The sequence below is a fragment of the Patescibacteria group bacterium genome (assembly GCA_028716045.1).
In the GTDB taxonomy this organism is placed as follows: Bacteria; Patescibacteriota; Patescibacteriia; order JAQUQO01; family JAQUQO01; genus JAQUQO01.
In genome coordinates, this window is sequence record JAQUQO010000001.1 from 914,368 (window position 1) to 927,681 (window position 13,314).

General features: G+C 37.8%; 10 protein-coding genes. All 10 read left to right on the forward strand.

Annotated elements, in window-relative coordinates; translation table 11 throughout:
• Position 1: 1 nt before the first annotated feature.
• Complete coding sequence (locus PHG22_04620; protein MDD5491030.1) at positions 2–1,066, forward strand: glycosyltransferase; 1,065 nt, start codon at positions 2–4, stop codon at positions 1,064–1,066.
• A 2-nt stretch (positions 1,067–1,068) separates the two neighbouring features.
• Positions 1,069–2,109, forward strand: coding sequence for a GDP-mannose 4,6-dehydratase (gmd, locus tag PHG22_04625; protein ID MDD5491031.1), 1,041 nt, complete (start codon positions 1,069–1,071; stop codon positions 2,107–2,109).
• Positions 2,110–2,111: 2 nt separating this feature from the next.
• On the forward strand, positions 2,112–3,047 hold the full coding sequence (locus tag PHG22_04630) for an NAD-dependent epimerase/dehydratase family protein (protein ID MDD5491032.1): 936 nt from the start codon (positions 2,112–2,114) through the stop codon (positions 3,045–3,047).
• 4 nt (positions 3,048–3,051) lie between these two features.
• Entirely contained in the window at positions 3,052–3,462 is a 411-nt protein-coding gene (locus PHG22_04635; GenBank protein ID MDD5491033.1) for a hypothetical protein, read from the forward strand.
• Between the two features lie 26 nt (positions 3,463–3,488).
• On the forward strand, positions 3,489–4,412 hold the full coding sequence (locus PHG22_04640) for an HD domain-containing protein (GenBank protein MDD5491034.1): 924 nt from the start codon (positions 3,489–3,491) through the stop codon (positions 4,410–4,412).
• Between the two features lie 15 nt (positions 4,413–4,427).
• Complete coding sequence (locus PHG22_04645) at positions 4,428–5,528, forward strand: DegT/DnrJ/EryC1/StrS family aminotransferase (protein MDD5491035.1); 1,101 nt, start codon at positions 4,428–4,430, stop codon at positions 5,526–5,528.
• Entirely contained in the window at positions 5,528–6,187 is a 660-nt protein-coding gene (locus PHG22_04650; GenBank protein ID MDD5491036.1) for a hypothetical protein, read from the forward strand. The genes PHG22_04645 and PHG22_04650 overlap by 1 nt, the downstream gene beginning before the upstream one ends.
• A gap of 3 nt (positions 6,188–6,190) precedes the next feature.
• Positions 6,191–7,360, forward strand: a complete 1,170-nt coding sequence (locus PHG22_04655) for a glycosyltransferase (GenBank protein MDD5491037.1) — start codon at positions 6,191–6,193, stop codon at positions 7,358–7,360.
• 12 nt (positions 7,361–7,372) lie between these two features.
• Positions 7,373–9,922 (forward strand): hypothetical protein, encoded by a 2,550-nt coding sequence (locus PHG22_04660; GenBank protein MDD5491038.1) that lies wholly within the window; start codon positions 7,373–7,375, stop codon positions 9,920–9,922.
• Positions 9,919–13,314 (forward strand): CotH kinase family protein (locus tag PHG22_04665; GenBank protein ID MDD5491039.1); only part of this gene is annotated, 3,396 nt, incomplete at its 3' end. The genes PHG22_04660 and PHG22_04665, both read left to right, overlap by 4 nt.

Here is a 13,314-nt window from a genome sequence, read left to right on the forward strand (position 1 = left end):
TATGACGGAAACAGCCAAAGTAAGCATCATCATGCCGACGCTTAATTCCTCTTCCACTATAAGAAAGGCGCTGGAGTCCATTCGCAAACAAAAATATGACCAGAGTTTGGTTGAGATACTGGTAATTGACGCCGGTTCGTATGATCAGACCAAAAAAATAGCGGCTGAATATGGATGTAAGATTTTGCCAAACCCTAAAACTCAGCAGGAATATGCCAAGCATATTGGAATATTGTCAGCCAGTGGCTCGGTAGGAATTTTTTTAGATTCTGACGAAGTGTTGAGTAATGATTTGGCTATAAAGAGAAGGGTGGATATTTTGTCTGGAAATTCTTCTTTGAAAGTCGTCCATTCGGGTGGGTACAAAAAACCGGCAGGGTTTTCTTCAGTCAATGATTATATTAATAATTTTTCCGATCCCTTTGTATTTTTTATGTACGGGATTTCTTCCCAGTATCCATTTTTTTTGGATTGCTGGAAGAGAAAATATTTGTACACCGGAGAATCGGAATCTTTTGTGTCTTTTAAATTTAAAAAGAACGATGCTATACCCGTGGTTGATATGTGCGCCGGTAATGCTATGGATTTGGATTATTTCCGGGAAAAGTTCAAAGATATTTTGCAGGATGAAAAAATCGTTCCGCGCATATTTTATTTGATAGTTGGGGACGGCAAAGAGGTGGCCTTACTAAAAAATGATTTTATCATCCATTACTCCGCGGACAGCTATAAAAAGTTTATTAATAAAATAAAATGGCGGGTCATTGTGAATTTGCATTACAGAGAAATGCCGGGGACAGGATTTTCAAACAGGGAAGAATTTCAACCGCGTTGGTTTAGGTTTAAAAAATATTTATTTATACCCTATTCATTAAGTATTATATTGCCATTCGCGTCCGCCGCTTATTTTTCCATTAAAAGAAAAAAGCCGGTTTTAATGGTCCACCTTCCTTTGACTTTTTATACCGCCTGTATTATATTATGCCAGTATTTCCTAAAAATTTTGGGCATCAAGCCGAAGATAAAAACATACGGAAATGAAGAAAGAGAATTAGTAATAAATTAACTATGGAAAAGAAAAAAGCTTTAATCACGGGAATCACGGGGCAAGATGGCAGCTACTTAGCTGAATTTTTATTAGATAAAGGATACAAGGTTTATGGAATTCAGCGCCGGTCCAGTAGCTTTAATACGGAGCGCATTAATCACCTTTATGACAATCCGAATTATCCGGATTTTTTAACCTTTTATGGAGATTTGTCCGATGGGGGAAATATAAGGAAGATTCTGCAGGAAGTGCATCCTGATGAAATATATCATTTGGGCGCGCAGTCGCATGTGCGAGTAAGTTTTGACATTCCCGAATATACCGGAGACGTTACAGCCCTTTCCACTGTCAGGATATTGGAAGCGATCAGGGGAGAGGGTTTGAAGACTAAATTTTATCAGGCTTCCTCATCTGAAATGTTTGGCCAAGCGGTGGAAATCCCCCAAAAAGAAACAACCGCCTTTTACCCCCGTAGCCCCTATGGTTGTGCCAAAGTTTATGCTTATTGGATAACTAAAAATTACAGGGAAAGTTATGGTTTATTCGCCTGCAATGGCATTTTGTTTAATCACGAATCCCCGCGCCGCGGAGAAACTTTCGTGACCCGCAAAGTAACCAGAGGATTATCTAGAATAAAATTAGGTAAGCAAGATATATTAAAAATAGGAAATTTGGAGGCACGGAGGGATTGGGGCTATGCGCCCGACTATGTCAAGGCAATGTGGTTAATGATGCAGAGAGAAGTGCCCGATGATTATGTGATTGCTACCGGAGAATCGCATTCGGTCAGGGAATTAATTGAAGAAGTGGCTCGTTGCTTGGATTTTGACTTGGTTTGGCAGGGAGCCGGCCTGGAAGAAAAGGGAGTTGATACCGAAAGCGGAAAGATAATTGTAGAAATAGACCCGGTATATTATCGTCCGTCTGAAGTGGATGCTTTGCTTGGCGATGCCAGTAAAGCAAAAGAAAAGCTGGGTTGGGAACCCGTGGTTAAGTTTAAGGAATTAATAGGTATAATGGTTAAGGTTGATTACGATCGGGAAAGCAAAATAAATTATTAAATATGGCGGTTTCAAAGAAAATTTTTGTGGCCGGAGGCACTGGTTTTTTGGGTAAAAGAGTAATCAAGCGGCTGAAAGAAGACAGTTTTTCTTATTGCACGACATCTTTAAGTAACGGCGTCGATTTTAGAGACAGGAAGCAGGTGCAAGATTTTTTTGATAAAGAAAGACCAGATATTGTGATAAATTGCGCCGCTTATGTCGGCGGAATTAAATTTGGTTTGGAGCATGAAGGGGAAATTTATTACAATAACATTTTGATGAACGCAAATCTTATAGATGTTTCCCGCGAGCACACAGTGAAAAGATTTATAAATCCGATTTCCAATTGTTCTTACCCGGATGTTACGGAAAAAGATTTTAAAGAAGAAGAGTGGTGGGATGGCCCGCTCCACCCCTCAGTTTTAGTTTATGGTTTTGCGAAAAAGGCGACCTGGGTTCAATCTTACGCTTACCATAATCAGTTTGGCATGGATTTTATAAATCTTTTGGTGCCCAATATGTATGGCCCCGGAGACCACTTTGAAGAAGTCCGCTCTCATGCCCTCGGTGCGTTGATTATGAAGATAGTTGAAGCGAAAAAAGCAGGCAAACCGGAAGTAATTGTTTGGGGAACGGGCAAGCCCGTGAGGGAATGGCTTTACGTTGATGATTGCGTGGAGATTTTATTAAGGTCTATGAATATTGACGCTATTTCCGAGCCGATTAATATAGGTCAAGGGCGGGGGGTTTCTATAAAAGAAATGGCAGAAATTATACAGCAAGTCGCCGGTTATGAAGGGAAATTGGTTTTTGATGCTTCCAAGCCGGACGGGGCTCCTTATAAAATTATGAATGTAGAAAAAATGAAAAAGATTTTTAACTGGGTGCCGGAAACAAAATTAGAAGACGGCATAAAGCAAACCGTGCAATGGTATTTAGAAAATGTTAAAAAATAAAAATATGGTCGAAGAAGAAATTAAAGAAGGTGATTTATTGATAGCTAAAATAATCAGAGACCAGGGGTGGCCAGATAATTTGCAATTTTATTCGAACGATTCTGATTTTTTGCAGGTGGCCACCTGGAATTATGGCGCCGGTAAGCATCTAAAGGCACATGCCCATAAAATATGCGAAAGAACTTCCGATAGAACAAACGAGGTCCTGTTTATTAAACAGGGGAAAATTAAAGGTATATTTTATGGCGAAAACGATAAATTAATTTCTGAAAAGGAATTAAGCGCCGGCGATATTGTGATAATTTATGCCGGCGGGCATGCTTACGATATTTTAGAAGATAAGACCCAGGTTTTAGAAATTAAGAATGGCCCTTATCCCGGGTTAGAATTGGATAAAAAAATTATAGAACGATAATTTCAATTTTTTAACTCATAATTATTATGAGCGAAAAACGTTTTGAGATAAAAGAGCATGATAAACAATCTTTTTCACCAGAACAAAAGGAGTTAGTCGATGAAATAAAAGAAATTACCGAATTACAACTTCGGAATATCCCCGAATCCCATGGCATAGAACATACGAAGTTGGTTGAAGGGTTTGCTCATTATTTAGCCACTCAAGAAGGGGCTAATGTTTTTGAAATAGCCATCGCCGCTTGGCTGCATGATTGGGGCAGAGTTGGTGAAAAAGAACGAAGAGAAAAGAATACTTCTGTCCCCCATGCTAAAATTTCACGAGTCAAGTCGCAGAGGATGTTATTAGGCCCTCTTTTGGAGGAAGGCAAATTAAATTCCGGCGAGTATCAGCGAATTTTAAAGATTATAGAAACACACAGTGATTTACCCGGAGAACCGATGTTGGAAAAAAAGATTATTCGCGATGCCGATCGCCTAAGTCGCATGGGCGCGATAGGTTTATGCCACTTAATGGAAGCAGGGGAAGAAAATAAATTACCCTTATATAAAGAAGGAAGGCCTATTTTACGATCGCCAGATCCCAAATCAGTAATGGATGTGCAATGCGTGATTGACGACATAAATTATTGTATTGATTGGGCAAGTATTTTAGAGACAAAAGCCGCGCGGAAATTGGTAGAAGAATACCACTTAGTGGATCTTTTACAGGAATTTCTAAAAACTTTTGCTAAATATAAAAATCAGATTCGTCCGGAAATTTTAATAAAATGGGTTTCCGAAGAAGTAGGCGCGATAAGAGTAAAACGGGCTGAAATTGAAGAAAAATTCAAAACAGATAAAATAAAATGCGAGAAAGAATTATTAAAATTAGAGGACCCTGGTATTTTTAACGAAAATCGATTAAAGAAATTTTTAGCGCGGATGGAAAATAACGAAATTTTGATTTAATTATTACGTTTAATTATGGCCGAGCAAAAATTTATTAATCAAATGGAGCCCTGGTATGGGGAAGAAGAAAAGAAGGCAATAGCGGATTATTTAAATTCTGGCGGGTGGATTATGGAATTTAAAAAAACCAGAGAGTTTGAGCAGATGATAGCGGAATTTTGCGGAGCGAAATATTGTAGCGTAGTGGCTAACGGGACGGTGAGCTTATTTATAGCTTTAAGGGCGATTGGTGTCGGACCCGGCGATGAAGTAGTGGTTCCTGATTATACTATGATCGCCACTCCCAATGCCGTAGTGCTTGCCGGCGCCAAGCCAATTTTTGTAGACGTGGATGACTCTTTGTGTTTAGATGTTGATAAAGTTTCAGGGGTTATCAATGAAAAAACTAGGGCGATTTTTCATGTAAGTATAAACGGCCGAGCCGGCCGGTTGGAAGAATTGAAGGAGTTATGCGACAGAAAGGGTTTAATTTTGCTTGAAGACGCGGCGCAATCCCTCGGATCCTTTTATAAAGGAAAGCATTTGGGTAATTTTGGGGCGATCGGCAGTTTTTCTTTCAGTGTTCCTAAAATTATCACCACCGGACAGGGCGGGGCGCTTATTACTAATGACGAAGATTTATATAAAAAAATTTGCAAAGTAAAAGATTTCGGCCGGGTTAGCGGCGGCTGTGATATTCATGATGAATTTGGGTGGAATTTTAAGTTTACCGATTTGCAGGCGGTTTTCGGTATTGAGCAAATGAAAAAGCTTAGAGACCGCATAACAAGAAAGAAAAATATTTGCAAGTTTTACGCGGAAAAACTTAAGGGAGTGCCCGAGGTGGAATTAATAGGCACCGATTTAGAAGAAGTTTCCCCTTGGTTCATAGAAATACTGGTGGAAGATCCGCAAAAGCTAAGTGATTTTTTAAAGGAAAAAAATATAGGTTCCAGGGCGTTCTATCCCGCCATCCATACGCAAAAGATATACAGCGATGTCGCCGGAGAATTTCCCAAAGCATCACGTTTTGCCAAGAGGGGGCTATGGCTGCCATCAGCGAGCCAGCTTGGAGAAGAAGATGTAAAGAGAGTTTGCCAAGCCATAAAAGATTATTTTGCGACTAACCATAATTAATGTTATTGAAGTTGAAAGATTTTTTAGATTTATCTGTTTATACTCTAAAGGAAGAGGGTTTTTTTTCTTTTTGTCAAAAGGCATTAGCACATTTGGCGGGGAGTATTTTTAGTTATAATACCATTTTGGTTTACGAAAAAGATTTAACCAAATTAGATAACATTTATTTTTACCCTCGTTTGGACGGCGCTGTTCTAAAAATTATTTCTTCTATTGACGAATATAACAAAGCAAAAGAAGGGGGATATAGTTTAGATATAGCAGTTTCCGAGCGTTGGATCGGAGAAGGTGCCATAGCTTTTTGTGTGTTTGTTGGCAGGGATTTGGCCCATCTAACATGGGTAGCTCTTAATCAAGAGACAAAGTCGCATATAGATTCAAATAATTACCAAGTCGATTTTTTAAACAAAGAAGTGGCTTCGGGAGCTTCCAAAACAAAGAAAAAATATTTGAGAAAGGGTTTGTATCTTTTTGTTTATTCGGAAATTTTTATCTTTTTGCATAATTTAGGCAAAACTAGGGATAAATTTACAATAAATGAAAGCAATACGGCATCCCGCCGAGCTTTGGAAAAATTTAACCCCAGAATAATTAAAAAAATAAAGTGTCTTAGAATATTATTTTTTTCAAAGTGCCGAGAGCTTCCTTTAATTTTTTAAAATATGGGCAGTACAACCGACAATAAATCTTTTTTAATAATCACCCACGGATCTTTTTCTTCTGGCTATGGCCCGGCACAGGAATTGCGCGATCTTTTGGTGCGACAAAAAAATTTGGTGGGATTTTTAGAACACCCCTTCCCTTATAGCAAGGAGATGAAAAATTCCAGAATAACCATTTTTCAAGATGGTGAGAAGACGGAATACTGGGAGGGGCGGAAAATATGGGGCCCGGATTTTTTTTATTACATCAAAGATTTTTTTTCCACTATATTTTTTGTAATTAAGTTCAAGAAGAAATTTGATTTTTGCATCGCGGCTGATAATTTAAATTCTTTTGCCGGCTGGTTTTTAAAAAAATTAGGCGCAGTAAATAAATTGGTTTATTGGACCATTGATTACACTCCTCGCAGATTTGACAATTATATTTTGAATGAGATTTATCACTTTATAGACAGATTTTGTTGCTATCACGCCGATTTTTTATGGAATAGTTCTGTAAGGATGAAAGAAGCCAGGAGAAAAAATGGCGTTAATATTAATCGCTGTTGTCGAGAAATTATTATTAAGGACGGTTGCCGTTTTGAAAAAATAGAGCGTTTGCCCGATGAGCAAGTTGTCCCTGACAAATTGGTTTTCATGGGCCATTTAATAAAATTAAAAGGCCTAGAGCTTTTAATTCAGGCCCTGCCGCTTGTTTTAGAGGAAAATCCGGAAGCGACGCTTACTATTATAGGCACCGGCGGGGAAGAGGAAAATTTAAAGAAGATGGCGGCTGAATTGGGCCTCAAGGACAAGGTCATTTTTACTGGCTATATAGAAGATCACGCCGATGTCGAGAGAATTATAGCTTCATGCGGAATTGCCTTGGCTCCATATGTACCCGACCCCAATAGTTTTACTTTTTTTTCTGAGGTGGGGAAAGTCAAAGTTTATCTCGCTTGCGGCTTGCCGGTTATTATTACCAATGTGCCGGAAATTGCCATGGATATAGAAAAAGAAAGAGCTGGTTTTATAATTGATTATAAAAAAGAAGATTTAGCCGATAAAATAAATAAGTTGCTGTCCGATAGAGAACTTTATTTCGTTTTCAGGCGCAATGCCATTAAACTCGTTGAAGGATTAAGTTGGGAGAAGGTTTTTTCCCGGGGACTCCAAGAGATTGAAAAATAGAAAATTAAATTCATGATAAATTTTTTTAAGAGAAATAAAAATATTTTATTTTTCTCATTTTTTTCTTTAGTGCTCGCGGCACCGTTTATTTATAATATTTTTTTATATGGAGGCTCTTCGGGTACGCTATTGATGGATTCTTCCATTTTTTCTCTTAATTTGGGGAAATATTTTTCCGATTTGTTTTATAATAAATCTCATTTTCTTTTCGGCCAGTACTCCATTTTTACCATAAATTATTTTGTCTTTTATGCTTTTTGGTTTTTATTGAAAATTTTATTTACCCAGATTGTTGCTTATTTTATTTTTTGTATTCTTGCCTATTGGGCGGGATTTTATTTTTTTGTTAAACTATTTTTAGAATTAAAGCAAACTGATGATAAGCGACCGTCTTTTGCCACTGCGGATTTTAAAGAATTTGCGGTTATAATTATTTTGGGGCTGCTTTTTTTTACCTCCGTTTCTTTTTTTATCTATTTAAAAAATTCCATTACCTATGAGATCCCTTATTTATTGTTGCCCCTCGGTCTTTATTATTCCTTGAAGTTTTTAAAGACGGGCAGAAAAATTGAGCTTTTACCGCTATTGGCCTTTTCTCTGATTTTAAGCAGTATTAACTTCACTTATTTTTTGATAGATATTATTTTTATTAATTTTTTTGTTTTAGTTTTTAATTTAAGCGTCAAAAAGCCATGGAAAGAATTTTTTAAAAGAATAATTATCGTTGATTTTCTTTTTTTGCCGACTTTTATATTACTGGCCATTTCCGTAATTATCGGCTCCCTGTATTTCGGCAGTGTTTTTGATTTGGCGGGAAAAGTATCCGAAGATTTTTATAGTTTAAATGCAACTTATTTCAATATCTTTAGGCAAACCGCCGACTGGGGTTTTTTCGGCAGCTGGCAGGGGAAATTATATTTTGAATTTGCTAAGTTTTACGCCGAAAAATTTGCAATAATTTTTGCCCTGGCCCCGTATATTTTATTGGTTTATCTTTTGATTAAAAATAAATTAAGGGACAACCTAGGAATTATCGTTATTTTTTTAGTATCTTGGCTCACGGTTTTCCAGATGATGCTCGGGTTGAACAATCCGGTTTATAAATTTTTTTATGATAATATTTTAGGATTCCAGGTATTTAGGAATATCACGAAGTTTTCTCCGTTGTTGAATTTTATATGGATTCTAGTCGTTTATTTATTATTTTTGAATTTTTTTAAGCAAAAACGGAATTTATGGATAGTATCTCTGCTTTTGGTTGCCGGCTTGTTGTATAATTTGCCGTATTGGCTGTATGCAGAGTGGTTTTTTGGGGATAGAGTTGTGGGGGAGGTCCCGGCATATTGGTATGAGACCGTAGATTATTTGAATCATAATACAGACCAAAATAGCAGAGTTCTGTTTTTGCCCGCCACCTATATTAATGACGCTTATAATTGGGGCGGGAAGATGGTTCAGATTCAGGGTAGTTTGGCCGATATTTTTTTGGATAGGAAATCTTACAGATTAAGCGAAATTTTAATAGGAGATGCTTTTATGCAGTCCGATATGAGCAAGTTGTTTATTAACAGCCCACGCACCTTAAGAGGGAAAGAAGTGGATTATGGGTTGCTTTCCGGTTTTGTAAAAAATTATAATATGGACTATATTGTTGTTACAAAAGATTTGGTCTCCGAGTATGAGGGCGGGGCGGATTTGCCGCGGTGGCTCGAAGAAAATGGCTACAAAAAGAAAGGGGATTTTGGAGAAATGAATATTTATTATAATGAAGATAATTTTTTGCCTCTTTTCAGCGCCGGCCAGATATATTTTAGTAAGTTAGACAATAAAAAATACAGAATTTTCATAAAAGGTCTGGCCGGAACGGAAGACCTGGTATTTTTAGAGCCATATGATAAGCAATGGGAGTTATATTTGGAAAAATCCCCCGATAATAATTGGTGCCTGGAAGATAAAAAATATTGTTTAAATGGTTTGTTGGAGAGGGAGAGAGAGGAGCAGTTGACGGAAAAGTTTAATAACTTATCCGAGCCGAAGCCGTTCGCCTACGAAGTTTTGGAAGGAGAAAGTTATAGTAGCGTTGCTAAAAAATTTGAAGTGGGTTATAATGAATTACTAAGGATAAATAAGTACCAACGGATAATGTCAGGCAAAGAGATAATTATTCCGGTAAGCCAGAAGGCGCAAGATGAATATTTTGTTGCCAAGAAAAAAATTGAGAATGAGATTATCGGCTTGGATAAACAGCGGGTAGTGCAATGCCAGAGTCGCCACGGATTTTTTCCCGCGTTCAAGGATTTGTTTTATTCTTGGCAGAGCCCATTAGGCAAGAATGATAGCCATACTTTAGCGGGCAGTTATGCAAATGGGTGGGTTTTAGATCCCAATTATATCAAGAATAATTATCCCAAAAATTTTTATAAAAAAAATTCGGACGGTTCTATTGATATTGAGTTAATTGTTTATTTTCGCCCACAGTCGTATTTTTATTTGGCCCTATCCTCAGTTGTGCTTTCGTTGTTTATATACGTGTTGTTTGTTTTTAATTTTTTAAAAAGATGAAATTTTTTAAAAAGCATAAATTAATTATTTTAGCCGTGGCATTAGCGGCAGTGATTATTGCCGCTTCGTTTTTTCATTATTTGACAAATTGGCGATTCGCCGAGAGTGAGGAGTATAATTTTAACGGTTTATCTTACGACAATTTGCTCTCCGACCATTCTTTTGAAGATGAAAATTCGTGGGGTTTTAAAATTAGTATTGACGACAGTTTTTACAAAAATATTAAATTGAGCGGTGTTCAGTCATGTCAAGGAAGGATAAGCCTTTCCTACCTAACCGAACCCATCCGGGTAAGGTATTATCCCGAGAAATTTGAAGGTCCGGAAGCCAAAAGCACGGTTATTTTCAAATTTTACGACCCGGATGGTAACTTTGTTTCCAACCTAACCTATGTTCTAAATGGCGCTACTGACCATTGGGCCAATATTAATACGATCGCCGGCGGTATTAGTTTTATAACTAATATCAGGAATAACCATAAAGTGGGGGAAATTTCCGAAGTCAGTTTTGACAATATCTTGAAAGATCAAAACAACGGCGCTAAAAGAATCGGCGCTCCTGCCCTCAAGAAAGAAAATATCAGCAAAGTGGAGCTGGAGCTGTGGAGCTGGTACAGCCCCGCCGGAGGAGACGTTAAAGTTTCTTACGAGGGATGGGAAAGGTACGCCTACGTTGATAGCAATGTTAATTTTAAATTTATAGATGTTTTGCATGATGAAAACTTGCAGGAGCGTTCTCCAATTTATAAAGCCCGTTATTTTCCGAGCGATGGTCAAAAATATTTGGAATTATCCGCGCCCCTCCATCATTTTTCCGAATTTACGCAAAAAATTAATTTGGAGCCGGGAACGGAATATATTTTATTAGCCGATGCCCGCGTAAGGGCCGGTAAAAGCTCGCCCATTATAGAGATAGTTGATTCTCAAAACAACACTCTTTTTTCAGAAAGTTTGGATTTTTGTCTGGGTCAGGCGGGTTGGTACCGGTTCGGAGGAGTGTTTTCTTCAAATGGCTCCGAGGCCTTGTTAAAGTTAAAAGTTTTTAATGCGCTAAATAAAATTAATTCCGATCGTGTTGATTTTGACAATATTTGGCTGATTAAAGTGCCGTCCGATTATAGTAGAAAGAGATATTTATCCGATATAGCGAAAGTTTTTAATATCAAAGAAGACAATAAAAATTTTATTCCCACCGCCTTGGATTATTCCAAGCTTTACGGGGAAGAATTCGCGAATGAACTCTCGGCCGCTTATGATGGGCTGGGCGTGCCGATTTACGATTTGTATTTTGACGAAAATAAATTTTATTCCGGGGATATTAAAAGTGACAAGATAGCCGCCACTCTTGTTTATAACGGAAATTCCTATAAAACTAAAATGAGGGTGAGGGGCGATTACGGAGTTCATTCCGTGGCACCCGTCAAGTCGTTGCGAATTGATTTTTCGGGGTCGGAATCTTTTTATGGCAAAAGCTCCATAAATTTAATCAGGCCGTTGGTTCGAGGGTTTATCAATGAGGAATACAGTTATTATGTAGCCGCAAAATTGGGTTTAATTAACCTGGATAATCAATTTGTGTTTCTTAGAGTCAATGGTCGACCCTATGGCTTAATGCATGAAATGGAACAATGGTCGGAGGAATTGCTTGAAAAAAACCAAAAACCGCTAGGTGATCTGTATAGCGGCGAGGGAGATGACATGGGGACTGAAGCGCATATTAATGCTTATAAAAAAGTTACGCCAGTTTTTTGGGATAAGTATACCAAAGACCCTTTTCAGAATAAAAATGATAATACCAACATTCTTTTGCTGATTAATTTTTTGGATTGGGGGATGCTGGACAAATTCGAAGCAATGATTAATATGGAAAAATTTTTAATATGGAATGCCCACGCTATTTTAGTGGGTAGCACCCATCAAGACCAAGTCCATAACAACAGATTTTATTTTGACAATACTTATGGCGGGTTTGAGCCGATACCTTGGGATATGAGGGCTTATTACGGTCCGGAGCAGATAGGCAATATCATATATAATACTTTTGCCGACTTTCTTTTAAAAGATATTAATGTTTTTGACAAAAGGAACAAAATATTATGGGATTATGTTACTGACAAGGATAATGTGAAAGACGACAGGGATTATTATAAACAAGTGTTAGATCAAATTAAAAAGCCGCTTGAAGCTTCAGAAATATACAGTTGGGGTGCGGAAGAAATAGACAACTATAAAAGTATTGAAAAATCTTTGGAGGATACACTTACTTTGATTGCGGAGCACGATAAGCAAATTGCCGATCTTTTATCAAAAAACAATGTATTATCTGTAAATTTTTTAGACATGGGGAAGGGAGACGATGGCGAGCTCTTGGTAAAAATGGCAATCGAGCCGGAATTGGAAGATGATTTTAGTTCTTCACTGCTCCGGGGTATCTCATTGGGCAAGAAATTCGCCGGGAAGAGTTTATCTATTTATGAAGACAGCAACAAAGATGGAATTTTTGATTTGGAGAGCGATGCCCTGATTTCCAGTTTATCAATTGAAGACAGATCGGCTTACTTAGGGCTGGGCGGGATTTTGCCTTCTAAATTTTATTATAATACTTATATTAATATCGCCCCTTACGTTTTAAGCGTTGCTGATTTTAAACAAATGTCTGATTCCGGCTTTTTAAATGATGAGGAAAAATCGCTCCTGTCTTCTGCCTATGAATTTGATGAAAAGACCGGAGCGTATTATTTATATGTAGATTCTAAAAATAGCCAATTAATAAAATTATTTAAAAAAGTTGATTATATTCCCGGCTACACTAAATCCGTTTATTTTTTGAAAGTTGGAGGTGTTGGTAGTATTTTTAATGTTTTAAGTGATGTAAAAATAGATGCCGTGAATGCTACCACGGGCAGTAGCTTAGAGATTAATAGCGAGGCCAGAAAAATGGAAGGATCCATAAAATTGAGCGGAGTGGAAAATTTTTCCGATTCCCTAAGCCTTTCCTACCTAACCGAACCCATCCGGGTAAGGTATTATCCCGAGAAATTTGAAGGTCCGGAAGCCAAAAGCACGGTTATTTTCAAATTTTACGACCCGGATGGTAACTTTGTTTCCAACCTAACCTATGTTCTAAATGGCGCTACTGACCATTGGGCCAATATTAATACGATCGCCGGCGGTATTAGTTTTATAACTAATATCAGGAATAACCATAAAGTGGGGGAAATTTCCGAAGTCAGTTTTGACAATATCTTGAAAGATCAAAACAACGGCGCTAAAAGAATCGGCGCTCCTGCCCTCAAGAAAGAAAATATCAGCAAAGTGGAGCTGGAGCTGTGGAGCTGGTACAGCCCCGCCGGAGGAGACGTTAAAGTTTCTTACGAGGGATGGGAAAGGTAC

What these genes read in the sequence shown, in the direction of transcription:
- PHG22_04635 (MDD5491033.1), top strand. Translation starts at nt 3,052, where the DNA reads ATGGTCGAAGAAGAAATTAAAGAAGGTGATTTATTGATAGCTAAAATA.
- PHG22_04660 (MDD5491038.1), top strand. Translation starts at nt 7,373, where the DNA reads ATGATAAATTTTTTTAAGAGAAATAAAAATATTTTATTTTTCTCATTT.
- PHG22_04630 (MDD5491032.1), top strand. Translation starts at nt 2,112, where the DNA reads ATGGCGGTTTCAAAGAAAATTTTTGTGGCCGGAGGCACTGGTTTTTTG.
- PHG22_04645 (MDD5491035.1), top strand. Translation starts at nt 4,428, where the DNA reads ATGGCCGAGCAAAAATTTATTAATCAAATGGAGCCCTGGTATGGGGAA.
- PHG22_04620 (MDD5491030.1), top strand. Translation starts at nt 2, where the DNA reads ATGACGGAAACAGCCAAAGTAAGCATCATCATGCCGACGCTTAATTCC.
- gmd (MDD5491031.1), top strand. Translation starts at nt 1,069, where the DNA reads ATGGAAAAGAAAAAAGCTTTAATCACGGGAATCACGGGGCAAGATGGC.
- PHG22_04655 (MDD5491037.1), top strand. Translation starts at nt 6,191, where the DNA reads ATGGGCAGTACAACCGACAATAAATCTTTTTTAATAATCACCCACGGA.
- PHG22_04640 (MDD5491034.1), top strand. Translation starts at nt 3,489, where the DNA reads ATGAGCGAAAAACGTTTTGAGATAAAAGAGCATGATAAACAATCTTTT.
- PHG22_04650 (MDD5491036.1), top strand. Translation starts at nt 5,528, where the DNA reads ATGTTATTGAAGTTGAAAGATTTTTTAGATTTATCTGTTTATACTCTA.